The 14,714-nt window shown below is 64.9% G+C and carries 16 protein-coding genes; 10 read left to right on the top strand and 6 right to left on the bottom strand.

Features of this window, described 5'->3' with window-relative positions; genetic code table 11:
* The first annotated feature begins 4 nt into the window (after positions 1 to 4).
* The 6 genes from PU724_RS13830 (at position 5) to PU724_RS13805 (ending at position 5,365) form a co-directional block, all read left to right on the top strand.
* On the top strand, positions 5 to 1,255 hold the full coding sequence (locus PU724_RS13830) for a vWA domain-containing protein (RefSeq protein WP_354421503.1): 1,251 nt from the start codon (positions 5 to 7) through the stop codon (positions 1,253 to 1,255).
* 68 nt (positions 1,256 to 1,323) lie between these two features.
* The gene (locus PU724_RS13825) at positions 1,324 to 1,719 is read left to right on the top strand and encodes a RidA family protein (RefSeq protein WP_127286656.1); all 396 of its coding nucleotides are present in this window, start codon (positions 1,324 to 1,326) and stop codon (positions 1,717 to 1,719) included.
* 54 nt (positions 1,720 to 1,773) lie between these two features.
* On the top strand, positions 1,774 to 2,112 hold the full coding sequence (locus tag PU724_RS13820; RefSeq protein ID WP_040593291.1) for an XdhC family protein: 339 nt from the start codon (positions 1,774 to 1,776) through the stop codon (positions 2,110 to 2,112).
* A 6-nt stretch (positions 2,113 to 2,118) separates the two neighbouring features.
* The gene (locus tag PU724_RS13815; RefSeq protein WP_354421506.1) at positions 2,119 to 2,823 is read left to right on the top strand and encodes an XdhC family protein; all 705 of its coding nucleotides are present in this window, start codon (positions 2,119 to 2,121) and stop codon (positions 2,821 to 2,823) included.
* A complete protein-coding gene (locus tag PU724_RS13810; RefSeq protein ID WP_354421507.1) occupies positions 2,820 to 4,436 on the top strand; it encodes an NTP transferase domain-containing protein in 1,617 nt (538 codons plus the stop codon). Before PU724_RS13815 ends, PU724_RS13810 begins: the two co-directional genes overlap by 4 nt.
* Before the next feature lie 32 nt (positions 4,437 to 4,468).
* Positions 4,469 to 5,365, top strand: coding sequence for an alpha/beta fold hydrolase (locus PU724_RS13805; RefSeq protein WP_354421508.1), 897 nt, complete (start codon positions 4,469 to 4,471; stop codon positions 5,363 to 5,365).
* A gap of 18 nt (positions 5,366 to 5,383) precedes the next feature.
* On the opposite strand, the gene PU724_RS13800 is transcribed toward PU724_RS13805, so the two are convergent.
* Positions 5,384 to 6,421: a DUF1176 domain-containing protein gene (locus PU724_RS13800; protein ID WP_354421510.1), complete on the bottom strand. Its 1,038-nt coding sequence runs from the start codon at positions 6,419 to 6,421 to the stop codon at positions 5,384 to 5,386.
* 116 nt (positions 6,422 to 6,537) lie between these two features.
* On the opposite strand from PU724_RS13800, the gene PU724_RS13795 reads away from it, so the two are divergent.
* Positions 6,538 to 7,041, top strand: coding sequence for a DUF1993 domain-containing protein (locus tag PU724_RS13795; protein WP_354421512.1), 504 nt, complete (start codon positions 6,538 to 6,540; stop codon positions 7,039 to 7,041).
* Between the two features lie 49 nt (positions 7,042 to 7,090).
* Here the strand turns inward: PU724_RS13795 and PU724_RS13790 are convergent, their stop codons facing one another.
* A complete protein-coding gene (locus PU724_RS13790) occupies positions 7,091 to 7,255 on the bottom strand; it encodes a hypothetical protein (protein ID WP_126054817.1) in 165 nt (54 codons plus the stop codon).
* A 382-nt stretch (positions 7,256 to 7,637) separates the two neighbouring features.
* On the opposite strand from PU724_RS13790, the gene PU724_RS13785 reads away from it, so the two are divergent.
* The 3 genes from PU724_RS13785 to PU724_RS13775 all read left to right on the top strand — a co-directional run bounded on the left by PU724_RS13785 (position 7,638) and on the right by PU724_RS13775 (position 10,598).
* A complete protein-coding gene (locus tag PU724_RS13785) occupies positions 7,638 to 8,105 on the top strand; it encodes a hypothetical protein (RefSeq protein ID WP_354421514.1) in 468 nt (155 codons plus the stop codon).
* Positions 8,106 to 8,225: 120 nt separating this feature from the next.
* The gene (locus PU724_RS13780) at positions 8,226 to 9,293 is read left to right on the top strand and encodes an aldo/keto reductase (RefSeq protein ID WP_354421516.1); all 1,068 of its coding nucleotides are present in this window, start codon (positions 8,226 to 8,228) and stop codon (positions 9,291 to 9,293) included.
* Positions 9,294 to 9,332: 39 nt separating this feature from the next.
* A complete protein-coding gene (locus PU724_RS13775; protein ID WP_354421518.1) occupies positions 9,333 to 10,598 on the top strand; it encodes a cysteine desulfurase-like protein in 1,266 nt (421 codons plus the stop codon).
* Between the two features lie 12 nt (positions 10,599 to 10,610).
* Here PU724_RS13775 and PU724_RS13770 read toward each other — a convergent pair whose 3' ends face one another.
* From PU724_RS13770 to PU724_RS13755, 4 genes are all read right to left on the bottom strand, one after another.
* The gene (locus tag PU724_RS13770; protein WP_320255567.1) at positions 10,611 to 11,687 is read right to left on the bottom strand and encodes a histone deacetylase family protein; all 1,077 of its coding nucleotides are present in this window, start codon (positions 11,685 to 11,687) and stop codon (positions 10,611 to 10,613) included.
* Positions 11,684 to 12,112, bottom strand: coding sequence for a GNAT family N-acetyltransferase (locus PU724_RS13765; protein ID WP_292103379.1), 429 nt, complete (start codon positions 12,110 to 12,112; stop codon positions 11,684 to 11,686). Before PU724_RS13765 ends, PU724_RS13770 begins: the two co-directional genes overlap by 4 nt.
* 274 nt (positions 12,113 to 12,386) lie before the next feature.
* The gene (gene kce, locus PU724_RS13760) at positions 12,387 to 13,316 is read right to left on the bottom strand and encodes a 3,5-dioxohexanoate:acetyl-CoA acetone transferase (RefSeq protein WP_320255568.1); all 930 of its coding nucleotides are present in this window, start codon (positions 13,314 to 13,316) and stop codon (positions 12,387 to 12,389) included.
* A gap of 14 nt (positions 13,317 to 13,330) precedes the next feature.
* On the bottom strand, positions 13,331 to 14,713 hold the full coding sequence (locus tag PU724_RS13755; RefSeq protein WP_354421522.1) for an aminotransferase family protein: 1,383 nt from the start codon (positions 14,711 to 14,713) through the stop codon (positions 13,331 to 13,333).
* Between the last annotated feature and the right edge of the window lies 1 nt (position 14,714).

Genomic DNA, 14,714 nt, shown 5'->3' with positions numbered 1-14,714 from the left:
GCCGATGAAGTCGCCGCGCCCCGATCCCGCTGAGGCCACGCAGGACGGGCGCCTCGCCGACAACATCGTCTATTTCGCCCGTACCTTGCGCAAGGCCGGCATGCGGGTCGGACCGGCTTCGGTCAAGGATGCGATCGAGGCGGTGCTTGCCGCCGGCATCGGATCGCGCGACGATTTCTACTGGACGCTGCATGCAGTGCTGGTCTCCCGGCATGAGGACCATCCGGTCTTCGACGAAGCTTTCCGGCTGTTCTGGAAATCGCGCGAGCTGATCGAAAAGATGCTGGCGATGTTCTCGCCTGTCGCCCTCGATACCAGCGAGAAGCAGAAACCGCGCGCGGCCGAGACCCGCGTCAGCCAGGCGATGTTCGAGGGCCATCAGAAAAACCAGCCGGCCAAGGAAATCCCGGAGATCGAGGTCGATGCCCGCTTCACCTTTTCCGGCAACGAGGTGTTGCGCGGCAAGGACTTTGCCCAGATGAACGCCGCCGAGCTGGCCGAGGCCAAGCAGGCGATCGCCGCCTTGCGACTGCCCTTCGACATGGTCCGCACACGCCGCTTCAGGGCGGACGCGCAGGGCAGGCGCATCGATCCGCGTGCCATGATGCGTTCGGCCGCCCGCACCGGCGGCGCGCTGATCCTGCCGAAATTCCGCTCTGCCCGCGAGGTGCACCCGCCGCTGGTGGTGCTTGCCGACATTTCCGGCTCGATGAGCCAGTACACGCGCATTTTTTTGCATTTCCTGCACGCGCTGACGGAAAAGCGCCGGCGCGTGCATGCCTTCGTCTTCGGCACCCGGCTGACCAATTTGACGCGGCAGATGCGCCCTCGCGATGCCGACGCCGCGCTCGCCGACTCTTCGGCGACGGTCAAGGACTGGTCCGGCGGCACCCGCATCGGCGACACGCTGGCCGAGTTCAACCGCCTGTGGTCGCGACGCGTTCTGGGGCAGGGGGCCGTGGTGCTGCTGATCACCGACGGGCTGGAGCGCGACGAGGTCGCCGGCCTGTCGGAGGAAATGGAGCGGCTGCACAAATCCTGCCGGCGGCTGATCTGGCTGAACCCGCTGCTGCGCTTCGACGGCTTCGAGGCGCGCGCCCGCGGGGTCAAGGCGATGCTGCCGCATGTCGACGAGTTCCGCCCGGTGCACAATCTCGAGGCGTTGGCCGATCTCTGCGCCTCGCTCGACCAGCGGCCGGCCGCTTCGGTCGATCCGCGTCGATGGCTGCGGGCTGGCGACAGGCACGCCGCATAGCCATATGTTTATCCATCGGAAGAACAGACTCCCAGAAAATTGAGACCACCATACAGGAGACCCGATGAATGCCGCTCCAATGCATCAACCCGAAGGATCTGCCAGTTCCGCAGACGTACAGCCAGGTTGTCGTTGCGACCGGCAGCAAGTTGGTATTCATCTCGGGCCAGGAGCCAGAAGACCTGGATGGCAAGCTTGTCGGCCGTGGCGATCTTGCGACTCAGGCGCGCCAGGTGTTTGCCAATCTCGGCCGAGCACTCGCCGCCGCCGGTGCGGCGCCTGCGCAGGTCAGCAGGATCACGATCTATGTCGTCAACTACAATCGCGACGAATGTCTGCCGATCATCGAAAAGGCTCGGGTAGAGCTGTTCGGAGATCACAAACCAGCCGACGTGGTGCTTGGCGTGGCGAGCCTGTCCCCCGACTATCTGATCGAGGTTGACGCGTTCGCAGTGATTGATTGAGCATAGATTTGCGCGAACTGCCCAGATCATAAACAGACTCCAAGAGAAGCAGTCATGGAAAACAGCATCTATCTCGATGAGGCCCGCGATCCCCTGATCATCGCGGAGGGCTGGATGAAGGACGGCAAGGATGTCGCCATCGCGACCGTGGTCGAGACCTGGGGTTCGGCGCCGCGCCCGGTCGGCAGCCATCTGGTCATCGACGCCGACGGCAATTTCCACGGTTCCGTCTCGGGCGGCTGCGTCGAGGGCGCGGTGGTGACCGAGGCGATCGATGTCATCGGCTCGGGCAAGGCCAGGATGCTGGAGTTCGGCGTCGCCGACGAGACCGCCTGGCAGGTGGGTCTCTCCTGTGGCGGCCGCATCAAGGTCTATGTCGAGCGGCTTGGTTAGGGCGCCATGGACCCGTATGTGCTGAAAGCATTGAATGCCGAACGCCGCGCCCGCCGCGCGGCGATCCTGGTCACCGACCTCGGCGACGGCCGCGACCGCATCGTGCGCGAGGGCGATCCGGTCGCCGGCGAATTGGGAGCGGCGATCGCCAGGGCGTTTCGCACCGGTAATTCCGGCTCTGTCGAGGCGGAAGGGCGCACCTTCTTCCTCAACGCGCATCTGCCGCAGCCCCGCCTCGTGGTGATCGGCGCCGTCCATATCAGCCAGGCGCTGGCGCCGATGGCCAGGATCGCCGGCTACCCCGTCGAGATCATCGACCCGCGCACCGCTTTCGCCACGCCGGAGCGTTTTCCCGATGTCGTGCTGCATGCCGAATGGCCGCAGGATGTGCTGGCGCGCCAGCCCCTCGACAGCTACACGGCGCTTGCCGCCGTCACCCACGACCCCAAGATCGACGATTTTGCATTGAAGGCAGCGCTCGATGCCAGGTGCTTCTATGTCGGCGCGCTCGGCAGCAGGAAGACGCACGCCAAGCGCGTGGAACGCCTGCTGGCGCTCGGCGCCAGCGCCGACCAGATCGCCCGCATCCATGCGCCGATCGGCCTCGATATCGGCGCGGCAAGCCCGGCCGAGATCGCCGTAGCGGTGCTGGCGCAGACCATCCACGCCTTCCGCTCGCGCGGCCTCGAAGCAAAAGGCGCCGTGGCGTGAAATTCGGTCCGGTTCCGATCGATGAGGCGGAAGGCGCGGTGCTGGCACACGCCACAGAGGCCGGAGAGCGGCGCTTTCGCAAGGCGCACAGGCTGAGCGCCGATGACCTGTCGGTGCTGAAAGCGGCCGGCATTTCAGAGGTGGTCGCGGCCGTGCTGGCGCCCGACGACCTCGGCGAGGACGCGGCGGCGGAACGGATCGCCGCCGGCATGAGCCATCGCAACGTGGAGGCCAGGCCCGCCGCGACCGGCCGGGTCAATCTGCACGCCGAGGCGGCCGGCGTCTTCACCGTCGACCGCGCGATGATCGACGCCATCAATGCCGTCGATCCGACCATCACCATCGCCACGCTGGCGCAGCATGCGCCGGTCGAGAAAGGCCAGATGGTGGCGACGGTGAAGATCATTCCCTTCGCCGTCGCCGGCAGCCTGGTCGATCGGGTGGCAAGGATCTGCGCCGATGGCGAGATCTTTGCCGTCAACGCCTATCGGCCGATGCGGATCGGCGTCATCCAGACAATGCTGCCCGGGGTCAAATCGAGCGTGCTCGACAAGACGCTGCGCATCACCGAAGCGCGCATGACGCGCTCGGGCAGCCAACTGACCGCCGAGCGCCGCACGCCGCACGCGGTCGCGCCCGTCGCGGAAGCGGCTGCTGCGCTCGTCCGTGACAACGATATGGTGGTGATCTTCGGCGCCTCGGCGATGAGCGATTTCGCCGACGTCGTCCCGGCGGCGATCGAATACGCAGGGGGCAGCGTGGTCCGCGCGGGCATGCCGGTCGATCCCGGCAATCTGCTGGTGCTGGGCACGCTTGCCGGCAAGCGCGTCATCGGCGCGCCTGGCTGCGCCCGCAGCCCCAAGGAGAACGGCTTCGACTGGGTGCTCGACCGGCTGATCGCCGGTCTCGACGTGACGGCCGGCGACATCGCCGGCATGGGCGTCGGCGGGCTGTTGATGGAGATACCGACCCGGCCGCAGCCGCGCGAGCCGTCGCCAAAGCGCGAGGGAGTCGGGCCGAAGGTCGAGATCGTGCTTCTGGCAGCCGGCCGCTCCAGCCGCATGGGCGGGCCGAACAAGCTGCTGGCACTGTTCGACGGCAAGCCGTTGGTCCGCCGCGCCGCCGAGAGAGCACTGGGCTCCAGGGCATCCAGCACCATTGTCGTCACTGGCCATCAGCGCGAGCGGGTGCTCGTGGCCTTGAGCGGTCTCGATGTCATCCTGGCCGATAATCCCGATTTCGCCGACGGCCTTTCCTCGTCTCTCAAGGCGGGCATCGCCAAGGTTTCGGCCGATGCCGCCGGCGCCATGATCGTCCTTGGCGACATGCCCGGCGTGTCCTCCGCCGATCTCGACCGGCTTATCGAAGCCTTCCGCAGATCCGGCGGCCGCTCGGTGGTGCGCGCGGCGCACGATGGCCGGCGCGGCAATCCGGTGCTGCTGCCTCGTTCGCTGTTCGGGGCCATCGCCCATCTCGAAGGCGACACCGGCGCGCGCCACCTGGTCGAGGCCGGGGGCCTTGATGTCGTCGATGTCGAGATCGGCAACGCCGCCTCCGTCGATGTCGACACGCGCGAGGCGCTGGAAGGCGCCGGCGGCGTGCTGCAGGATTGACAAGGCGAAGCCGAAGCACGCATGCCTGCGGCATGGCCAGTCGCTTTCAAGTCTCCCGCACCCTGTTAACCGCGATCGCTCTTTCGCTGTCCGCCGTTGATGCCGGCGCGCTCGAGCTAAAACCCTACAAGGACGATCTGTTCGCCTATCCGGCGACGCTGTCGTCCGGCGACAATGGCGCCTACACCGTCATCGACTATCGCGAGATGCGCGACATCAACCAGCGCGACGAGGTGCCGGAAAAGCGCGTCCATGGCGAATATACCGACACCGGCGTGCGCAAGCTGCAGCAGGACCTGATGCTGAAGACCGACGCCGGCGATGTCAGGCATGTCGCCGTCGGCAAGACCGAGGGCGCCGGCATCATCGTGCTCTACCTGCACGGGCAGGGTGGCAGCCGCAAGCAAGGTGTCGACGACTTTACCTTCGGTGGCAATTTCAACCGCCTCAAGAATCTGATGGCCGCCAATGGCGGCCTCTATCTGTCGCCGGACTTCCCCGATTTCGGCGACAAGGGCGCCGCCCAGGTTGCGGCGCTGATCGATCACTACGCCGAGAAGTCCCCGGGCGCGAAGATTTTCGTCGCCTGCGGCTCGATGGGCGGATCGCTGTGCTGGAAGCTTGCCGCGCGCAACGACACCGGCCGACGCATCGACGGGCTGCTGCTGCTCGGTTCGCTGTGGGACGAAAGCTTTCTCGCCAGTCCCGCCTTCAGGCGCCATGTGCCCGTCTTCTTCGGTCAGGGCAGCAAGGACCCGGTATTTCCCGTGGAAAAGCAGGAAGCCTTCTTCCGCTCCATCATCGCCAGATCGAAGGCCTATCCGTATCCGACCCGCTTCGTCCGCTTCGAGACCGGCACCCATGGCACGCCGATCCGCATGACCGACTGGCGCGGCACGCTCAACTGGATGCTGTCCAAGGCGCCGTGACGTGATACCGGGATTGCCTCAGGGCGCGGTGTTGTAGTCGACCACGGCCTGGGGGTTCTGCTCGCCGTCGTAGGATGCATCGACGTCGTACTGGACGAGGGAAAAATCACCGTTGCGGAACAGGTAGGTTCCCGACGACGAGGCATCGCCGACGCCGCGCCATTTGTTGAAGGTGGTGATCGTCTTGGTGGCGTCGTCGTAAGCGGAATTGACGGCCCAGCCTGTCGCCTGGAAGCCGACGACGTGCATGCTCTCCACCTTGCCGTCGCTGTCGTTGTTCGCGTAGCGGATGTCCATTTCGGGCTCGGCGAACTGCAACTGCCTGACGCCCGAGACGTCGTCGTAGATGTAGTAGATGGAGCTTTCATTGTAGGCGGCGGCCGAGCAGGCGAAATGGAAGAGCCGCGTTTCCCGCTCGGGGTCGCCTTCGGCCGCGCTCTTGTCCTTGTATTTGATCGAAAACAACTCGGGCTCCTGCTCGAACAGCTCCTTATCGCACTGGCCGGCATAGGTGGCAGCGAACGCCTTCTTCGCCTGCTCCAGCGCCTCGTCCTTCTTCGGCGGCGGCGGGCCGTCGCCGCAGCTTGCCGGCACGGCCTCTTCGAAATCGGCGGTCGATGGCTTCAGCGCGCCTTTGTCGATGAAGATCGGCTGGAACGGCGGTTCCTGGATCTGGCCGTTGACCTGGCGCAGCGTATAGCAGCCGACAAAGACCTTGGCCTCGCCCTTCTTGTCGGTCGCCTGGATGGCGACCGGGACACTGTAGTAGATGCTGCCGGCCGCACCCTCGTCGGATACCGCGCCCGTCTTCACCTCGACCGTATCGGTGCCGTCATAGCCTTTGACGAACGCGTCGAAATCCTTTGCCGGCTTGGCATCGCCGTAATAGCCCCAGGCGCGGGCGAATTCATGCCGGTTGATGGCGCTGTAGAGCGAGCGGATGACAGCGGCAGCGTCCGAGCGATCGTCGATATAGGGTGGGTCGGCGGCGAGCGCCTGCTGGCCCGTTACGGCGATGGAGAAGAAAGCGGTCGCTGCAAGAAAGGCGCATCTCATCGGGATCCTCCACTCCAGATGGAAACACCTAGCATGGTGATTGCGGCGGCGCGGTGACGCTTGAAGAATCGCTTGTGGAAGCGCTAGCTCCCGTCGCTCGACTGGGAGAAAGCAAGATGACGATTTCGATGTATGACGCCTCGGTGCCGGTGTTTTCGGCCAGGCTGAAGTCACTCTCCAATGTGCTGTCGCTGGCCGAACAGAACGCGGCCGATCGCAAGATCGACCCGCAGGTCATTCTGACCGCGCGGCTGGCCCCCGACATGTTCGCGCTGACCAGGCAGGTGCAGATCGCCACCGATCACGCCAAGGGCGCGCCGTCGCGGCTCGCCGGCCGCGAAGTGCCGAAATACGAGGACAATGAAGCGAGTTTCGCCGACCTGCAGGTCCGCATCGCCAAGACGGTCGATCATCTGGCGACGTTTTCGGCAGCCGACCTGAATAACTCGGAAGAGCGCACGATCGAACTCAGGCTCGGCGGGCGGGAAGTCTCGATGCCGGGCTTGCAATACCTGCTCCACGCCGCCATGCCCAACTTCTATTTCCACGTGACCACCGCCTACGACATCCTGCGGCACAACGGCGTGCCGCTCGGCAAGGCGGTTTTTCTGGGACGTTGAAAGTCTTGAGGTTTCCCGGTGCTGCCGGGAAACCTCTTGCTGGACAGACTCAGCGCGTGGACATTTCGCGCGCGATGCGCGGGAAATCGGCTGGCTTGATGCCGATGTCGGCGCGGTCGGCATTGCTCATTGAATGCAGCAGCGCCAAGGCTGCGCGGTAGCGCTGATGGTCCTGCGGCCGCGGCCGCGCGAACATTTCGGTGAAGAACCCCATGATCCATGGCCCCTAGTTGGTCCTCCCGACTCAAACATATAGGGCGAATGTTAAAATTGTGCAGTGCAGCAATTGCATGGCAGCCATGCCCGGACGATTTTTTTCGTCACAATCGATTTTTTTTGAAACTTTTACGGTCTGTCGAACGTAGGCGTGGTGCCGGCCCATGGCCGGCTTTTTCCTCGCCACTCCTGGCGACCTTGCCGGGCTGCATGAAATGCAGTCCGGCTTTTTTGCTATGGCGCTGGCGAACGGCTAAACTGGTTAACGTCGAAGGCATTCATTTTTAACGAGCAAGCTCTATGGTGCGACCGTCTCACATATTTGCTTGACGAGACGGGAGGCTGACATCGGCACCGGAGCCAAGCGGGATTTCGCGTCCTTGCTCGACGATCTCTTCGTTGCCTCCGACAAGCCCGAGGCAGGTGATGAGGCGGCGGCGCGGCCGACAATTCCGTTCGACTATCTCTCGGTGGCGGACGAGCTTCATTCCGGCCGCATCAAGGTTGCCGGCGAGACGTTCGCGGCCGAATACCGGGAGGCAGGCGCCGATCTCGCCGCCGAATTCGCCGCGCTGCTCGATCAGGCCAAGCTGGCGTTGGCCGGCGAGCAGGCAAGGCCGGAGGAAAAACTGCCGCCGATCGACCCCGACGCGATCGCCGCCGAGCTTGGCCTCGATCATCCGGTGAAGAGCGCCGACCTCGGCCCCATGCGGCGCAGCTTCGCTTTCGCCAACCACCCGGACCGCGTTGCCCCGCATCTGCGCCAGCGCGCCATGATCCGCATGCAGGTGGCCAACATGCTGATCGATGAAGCCAAACGGCGCGCCGTGGCCGGAGCCCGGCGCTAGCCCTCTACAAGTTCACGCAAAAGTCGTCCGGGCCGGGCTTGGAGAACACCCGCCCTTTGCTTTATGGTCGGATTTCCTCCTGCGCTTCGCGCAAAAAAGTTCCCCGCCGGAGAAATTCCCATGCATAAACGCCGTCTCGGTCGGACCGATCTTCTTGTGTCTCAAATCTGCCTGGGCTCGATGACCTGGGGCCAGCAGAACACCGAGGCCGAAGGCCATGCGCAGATGGACCTGGCCTTTGAGCGCGGCGTCAATTTCATCGACACGGCCGAGCTGTACCCGATCCCGCCCAAGGCGGAGACGCAGGGGCGGACCGAGAAGATCATCGGCAGCTGGATGAAGGCCAACGGCAATCGCGACAAGGTGATCATCGCCTCGAAGGTGGTCGGTCGCACCGGCAACATTTGGTTTCGCGGCGACCGCCCGTCGAAGCTGGCGCGCGCCGACATTTTCGACGCCGTCGAGAAGTCGCTGACCAAGCTCGGCACCGACTATATCGATCTCTACCAGATCCATTGGCCGGAACGGGACATTCCCTGGGGCGCCAACCCGACGCGTGTCGGCGCCGTGGCGCGTCGTGCCGACACCGAAGGCGCGCCGGCAGGCGAGACGCCGATCGCCGAGACGCTTGGCGTCTTCGACGAACTGGTGAAGGCCGGGAAGATCCGCCATTTCGGCCTGTCGAACGAAAGCTCCTGGGGCGTCATGCGCTTCCTTGGCGAGGCCGACAAGGGCGTTGGGCCGCGGCCCGTCTCGCTGCAGAACGCCTACAGCCTCGTCAATCGCACCTTCGAGGTGAACCTCGCCGAGGTCTGCGAGCGCGAGCAGATCGCCTTCCTGCCTTATTCGCCGCTGGCGCAGGGCTATCTGACCGGCAAATACGACAATGGCGCGCGCCCGCAAGGCTCGCGCTCGCAGCTCTTCAACCGTGGCCAGCGCTACGAGACGCCGAATGCGGCGCAAGTCCTGCTCGAATACAACGAGCTGGCGCGCTCCTTCGGCATGGAGCCGGCGCTGTTTGCCAATGCCTATGTCTCGAGCAGACCCTTCGTCACCTCGAACATCATCGGCGCGACGGCGATCTGGCAGCTGGAAACGGCGTTGTCCTCGGCCGAGGTCAGATGGACCGAGGAGATGCAGAAGGCGGTCGATGCGGTTCATCAGCGCGTCGGCAATCCGTGTCCTTGACCAGAATTGTTCAACGATAACAAAAGGGAGGGGACGGCAATGAATTTTCCAATCGAAACCGTGCGGGGAAGATTTCCGGCGCTGTCGCTGACCGACAAGGACCGCCGCCGCATCTATCTCGATAACCCGGCCGGCACGCAGGTGCCGCAAGCGGTGGCCGACGCCCTGTCGCGCTGCCTGCTTACCACCAACGCCAATCTCGGCGGCTTCTTCGAAACGACGCTGGCGGCGCAGGAAGTGGTCGACGGCGCGCATGCGGCAATGGCCGATTTCCTCGGTGCCGCGAGCGCCGAGGAGATCATCATCGGCGCTAACATGACGACGCTGACCTACCATATGTCGCGCACGCTCGGCCGCGCGATGAAGCCAGGCGACGAGATCATCGTCACCCGCATGGACCATGAGGGCAATGTCTCGCCTTGGCTGCAGCTTGCCGAGGACCTTGGCCTCGTCGTGCGCTTCCTGCCCTTTGACGAGAAAAGCTGGCAGGTCGAGGAAGCGGCGTTGAGTGCGCTGCTCTCGGAAAAGACGCGGCTCGTGGCGCTGAATTATGCCTCGAACCTCACCGGCTCGATCAACCGGGTGAAGGCGCTGACGGCCGTAGCCAAGCAGGCAGGCGCGCTGGTCTATGTCGATGCCGTGCAGTTCGCGCCGCATGGCCTGGTCGACGTGCAGGCGCTCGGCTGCGATTTCCTCGTCTGCTCGGCCTACAAATTCTTCGGCCCGCACATGGGCATCCTGTGGGGGCGCCGCGACCTCATTGATGCGCTGAAACCCTACAAATGCCGCTGCTCGTCCAACGGCCTGCCGGAACGCTTCGAGCTCGGCACGCCGCAGATCGAGCTGATGGCCGGTCTCGGCGCGGCGGTCGATTATTTCGCCGATCTCGGCGCGGCGGCGGGCGAGGGCGGCTCGCGGCGGCAGCGGATCACCAGGGCGTTCGAAGTGTCGATCGCCTACGAGAACACGCTGGCGCAAAAGCTGATCGACGGCCTGTCTGGCATTGCCGGCCTGACCATCCACGGCATCACCGATCCGGCGCGGATCGGCGAGCGCGTGCCGACCGTGTCCTTTACCGTCGAGGGCATCGCGCCGGAGACGATCGTGCGGCAGATGAACGCCGAAAACATCTTCCTCTGGTCAGGCCACAACTATGCCTGGGAGATCGTCCACCAGCTCGGCATTCCGGCCGGCGAGGGCGTCGTGCGCATCGGCATCGCGCATTACAACACGGCGGACGAGATCGACGAGACGCTGGAAAGCGTGCGCCGGGTCGTGGCCATGCTGAGGCAGCAGCGAGCCTGAGCCACGTTGCTTTCACGCAATTCCGGACGGAAAACCGCTACGCACTTTTCCTGGAATTGCTGATCGCTGCTTGCCGCCAAAGCCGGTCAGGAAAGCAGTGAGGTTGTCGCTGAGCGCGTCGCACAGATAGCCGCCCTCCTGGACGATCACCGTCGGCAGGCCGAGCCCGGCGATGGCCTCGCCGATGCGCGAGAAGCCGGGCGTCGTGACGGAAAGGCCACCAAACGGGTCGCCCTCGAAAGCATCGAGCCCGAGCGCCACGACAAGCGCCTCCGGCGCAAAGGCGCGGATGCGTCGGAAGGCGGTCGCCAGCGCCTCGAGAAACGCAGCGTCGCCGGATTTGCGCGGCAGCGGCAGGTTGAGATTGTAGCCGAGGCCGGCGCCTTCGCCGCGCTCATCCGCATAACCCCAGAAGAACGGATAGAAGCGCACCGGATCGGCATGCAGCGACACCGTGAGCACGTCCGGCCTTGCATAGAAGATACCTTGCGTGCCGTTGCCGTGATGCAGGTCGACATCGAGGATCGCCACCCGTGCCGCGCTCCTTCGCAGCACCTGCGCCGCGACCGCCGAATTGTTGATGAAGCAAAATCCCCCGGCGACATCGACGAAGGCATGATGGCCGGGCGGACGGCAGAGCGCGTAGGCCGAAGGCGCGCCAGCCATCACCGCTTCGGCCGCCTCAACGGCGCTCCAGGCGCTCCACAGCGAACTGTTCCAGGTTTCGGCCGAGATCGGGCAGGCTGTGTCCGCCATGTGGTAGCCGGCCTGGCCAACGGCGGACGCAGGATAGGAGCCGGCACGGGCGATCGGATGGATGTTCGGGATCACTTCCGCCGAGGCGCCTTCGATACGCTGCCAGCGCTCGAAAATATGCTCGAGGAAGTCGAGATATTCGGGCGTGTGCACCGCTGCGACCGGACCCAGCCCATGGTTCCGCGGCCGTTCGATCGCCGAGCCGGCGGCTTTCGCGCCGGCCAGCAATCTTTCGATGCGCTCCGGCTTTTCCGGATTGGGCTGCTGGGCGCCGCTGGAGAGGAAAGCCTTGGGATCGTGGCGCTTCTGTTCCTCGGCATAATAGGTTTTCATGCGCTGTCCTCTGGTGCATCCGCAAAGGCGAAGAAGGCGTCGCCGACGATCTTCTGGGTCTGTTCGTAGCTCGACCAGCCAATGCCCAGCCTTTCATAGAAGGCCCTGGCGGTTTCGTTGTCGGTGTCGACGGAGAGCCTGAGATAGACGCCGCCTGCAGCACGGCATTCCTTCGCCACGCGCCGCAACAGTTTTTCGCCGATCCGGCGGCCGCGAAAGCGGTCCTCGACATAGAGATCCTGCACATAGACGCCGGGACGTCCCATCCAGGTCGAGAAGATCGGGAAGTGCAGGCAGAGACCAGCGAACTCGCCATCGACCTCGGCGATCAGGGACGAGAAGGCGGGCTTGCCGCCGAAGCCATAGCGGCGAAGATCCTCGACGGTCGAGGTCATCTCCTGATGCGCGCCGGTGTGGGTGCTCATCCGCAGCAGCGCGGCGTGGATGGTCTCGACGTCGTCGATACGGCCGAGCCTGATGTTGACTGTACTCACGACAGGCAAGGCGCCCAGGCACCCCTCTCTGTCCTGCCGGACATCTCCCCTGCAAGGGGGGAGATTGACGGCTTCAGCGTTGCCGCCCCTCTTGCAATGCTGGCGATTGGCGAAACCCGAGACGACATCCGATCTCCCCCCTTGCGGGGGAGATGGTCGGCAGACCAGAGGGGGGTGGGAAGGATCACAAACATCTCAGGATGTCTCAAAACGCCACCCGGTCGCCGCCCTTCAGCGCCAGCATTGCGCGCGCTTCCGCGGGCGTCGCGACCTCCAGCGACAGGCCATCCAGCACCGAGCGGATGCGCCGCACCTGGTCGGCATTCGACTTCGCCAGTTGCCGCCCGTCGTAGAGGCTGTCCTCCAGCCCGACGCGGACATTGCCGCCCATGGCGGCGGCGATCGAGATCAGCGGCATCTGGTGGCGGCCGGCGGCGAGAACCGAGAATTGGTAGCTGTCGCCGAACAGTTTGTCGGCGATGCGCTTCATGTGGATGAGATTGTCGGGATCGGCGCCAATGCCGCCCAAAATGCCGAGCACGAATTGGAGGAACAGCGGCCCAGACGCCAGGCCACGATCGCGCAAATGCGCCAGCGAATAGAGGTGGCCGACGTCGTAGCATTCGAACTCGAAGCGCGTGCCGCAGCCTTTACCGAGCTTTTCCAGCACCGTCTCCATGTCGGCGAACGTGTTCTTGAAGATCGTGTCGCGCGTGGCCTCGAGCAGCTTCGGCTCCCACTCGTGCTGCCACTCCCGCGGCTTGTCGAGCATCGGGAACAGGGCGAAATTCATCGAGCCCATGTTGAGCGAGCACATTTCCGGCTCGGCCCGGAGCGGTGCGGCGAGCCGCTGGTCGAGCGTCATCAATGAGGAGCCGCCGGTGGTGATGTTGATCACCGCATCCGTCGCCTGCTTGATGCGCGGCAGAAATTGCATGAACACATCCGGGTCGGCCGTCGGCCGTCCATCCCTCGGATCGCGGGCGTGCAGATGCAGGATCGAGGCGCCGGCTTCGGCGGCGGCGATTGCGTCTGCGGCAATCTGGTCTGGTGTGACGGGCAGATAGGGCGACATGGACGGCGTATGCACCGAGCCGGTGACCGCGCAGGTGATGATGACTTTTCTCGTCGCCATCTTGTTCTACCCCTTCAGGTTTCGACCGGCAGGTCGAGTTCGGCGGCGAGCGCTGCCAGCGAGTCGCCGATGATGGCGATCATCTCGCCGATCTGCTCGCGCGTGATGATCATCGGCGGCGCGACCATGAAATTGTCGCCGTCGACGCCGCCCTTGACCTTGCGGCCGTAGATGATGAGGCCGCGTTCATAAGCGAGGTCGAGCAGGCGCTGCGTCGCCTTCTTGCCCGGCGCGATCGGCGTCAGCGTCTCCGGATCGGCAACCATCTCGGCGCCGAGCAGCAGACCCTTGCCGCGCACGTCGGCGATGAAGGGAAAGCGCTTTTGCAACGCCCTCAGTTCGCCGATCAGCACGTCGCCCATCGCGGCGGCGTTCGCGATAAGGTCGAGACGATCCATCTCGCCGAGCACTGCGAGCCCAGCGGCGCAGGCGAGCGGATTGCCGGCATAGGTGTGGCCGTGCTGGAAGCCGCCGGCGGCAAGCAGCGGCTCGACCAGCCGCATCGGTGCTGCCAGCGCGCCGAGCGGCGCGTAGCCCGAGCCCAGCCCCTTCGACAGCGCGACCAGGTCCGGCTTGCAGTTCCAGTGGTCGCCGCCGAGGAATTTGCCGGTTCGGCCGGCGCCGCTCATCACCTCGTCATGGATCAGAAGGATGCCGTAGCGGTCGCAGATTTCGCGGATGCGCGGATAGTAGCTGTCGGGCGCGACAAGAGCGGCCGTTGCCGCCCCGCCGACCGGTTCCATGATGAAGGCGAGCACGCTCTCCGGCCCTTCGGCCTGGATCTTTTCCTCCAGCATGTCGGCATAGCGGATGCCGCGCTGTTCCAGCGAGAGGTTGTCGCGGTCGCGCCAAGCCGTCGGCGCCGGCACGGTCGGCATCGCCCGCATCATCGGAAGGAAAGTCTCGGCCAGCGCATCGTCGCCGGTGACCGCGAGCGAGCCGAGCGTGCCGCCATGATAGGAAGGGAAGCGGCCGATCACCTTCCAGCGCTTGGGCTGGCCGGTGGCAACCGCCCATTGCCGGGCAAGCTTGATGCAGGATTCCGTTGCCTCCGAGCCGCCGGAGACGAAGAAGATGCGGTCCATGCCGGCGGGCAGCTTGCCGGCCAGCTCCCGCGCCAGCTCTTCCGCGGGCTCGTTCTCGAAATGCAGCCGATAGGCGAAGGTGGTCTTGTCCATCTGCCGCTTCATGGCGTCGAGCACATTGCGGTTGGAATGGCCGATATTGGCGACCATCGGTCCGCTCGATCCGTCGATGAAGCGGCGGCCGTCCTTGGTCCAGAAATAGATGCCCTCGGCACGCTCGACGAGCGGCCGGCGCAGGCTGGACAGATAGAACAGATGCGACGGCGGCCGCGCTTCGGCGTCAGTTGCATTCTGGACTTGCGGTTTCGGCATG

The sequence above is a fragment of the Mesorhizobium abyssinicae genome, assembly GCF_049887195.1.
Lineage (GTDB): Bacteria > Pseudomonadota > Alphaproteobacteria > Rhizobiales > Rhizobiaceae > Mesorhizobium > Mesorhizobium abyssinicae.
Note: the sequence above shows the minus strand (reverse complement) of the source record. Positions and strands in the feature narration are given on the sequence as shown.

What these genes read in the sequence shown, in the direction of transcription:
- PU724_RS13830 (WP_354421503.1), top strand. Translation starts at nt 5, where the DNA reads ATGAAGTCGCCGCGCCCCGATCCCGCTGAGGCCACGCAGGACGGGCGC.
- PU724_RS13825 (WP_127286656.1), top strand. Translation starts at nt 1,324, where the DNA reads ATGCCGCTCCAATGCATCAACCCGAAGGATCTGCCAGTTCCGCAGACG.
- PU724_RS13820 (WP_040593291.1), top strand. Translation starts at nt 1,774, where the DNA reads ATGGAAAACAGCATCTATCTCGATGAGGCCCGCGATCCCCTGATCATC.
- PU724_RS13815 (WP_354421506.1), top strand. Translation starts at nt 2,119, where the DNA reads ATGGACCCGTATGTGCTGAAAGCATTGAATGCCGAACGCCGCGCCCGC.
- PU724_RS13805 (WP_354421508.1), top strand. Translation starts at nt 4,469, where the DNA reads ATGGCCAGTCGCTTTCAAGTCTCCCGCACCCTGTTAACCGCGATCGCT.
- PU724_RS13800 (WP_354421510.1), bottom strand. Translation starts at nt 6,421, where the DNA reads ATGAGATGCGCCTTTCTTGCAGCGACCGCTTTCTTCTCCATCGCCGTA.
- PU724_RS13795 (WP_354421512.1), top strand. Translation starts at nt 6,538, where the DNA reads ATGACGATTTCGATGTATGACGCCTCGGTGCCGGTGTTTTCGGCCAGG.
- PU724_RS13790 (WP_126054817.1), bottom strand. Translation starts at nt 7,255, where the DNA reads ATGGGGTTCTTCACCGAAATGTTCGCGCGGCCGCGGCCGCAGGACCAT.
- PU724_RS13780 (WP_354421516.1), top strand. Translation starts at nt 8,226, where the DNA reads ATGCATAAACGCCGTCTCGGTCGGACCGATCTTCTTGTGTCTCAAATC.
- PU724_RS13775 (WP_354421518.1), top strand. Translation starts at nt 9,333, where the DNA reads ATGAATTTTCCAATCGAAACCGTGCGGGGAAGATTTCCGGCGCTGTCG.
- PU724_RS13770 (WP_320255567.1), bottom strand. Translation starts at nt 11,687, where the DNA reads ATGAAAACCTATTATGCCGAGGAACAGAAGCGCCACGATCCCAAGGCT.
- PU724_RS13765 (WP_292103379.1), bottom strand. Translation starts at nt 12,112, where the DNA reads ATGAGCACCCACACCGGCGCGCATCAGGAGATGACCTCGACCGTCGAG.
- kce (WP_320255568.1), bottom strand. Translation starts at nt 13,316, where the DNA reads ATGGCGACGAGAAAAGTCATCATCACCTGCGCGGTCACCGGCTCGGTG.
- PU724_RS13755 (WP_354421522.1), bottom strand. Translation starts at nt 14,713, where the DNA reads ATGCCGAAACCGCAAGTCCAGAATGCAACTGACGCCGAAGCGCGGCCG.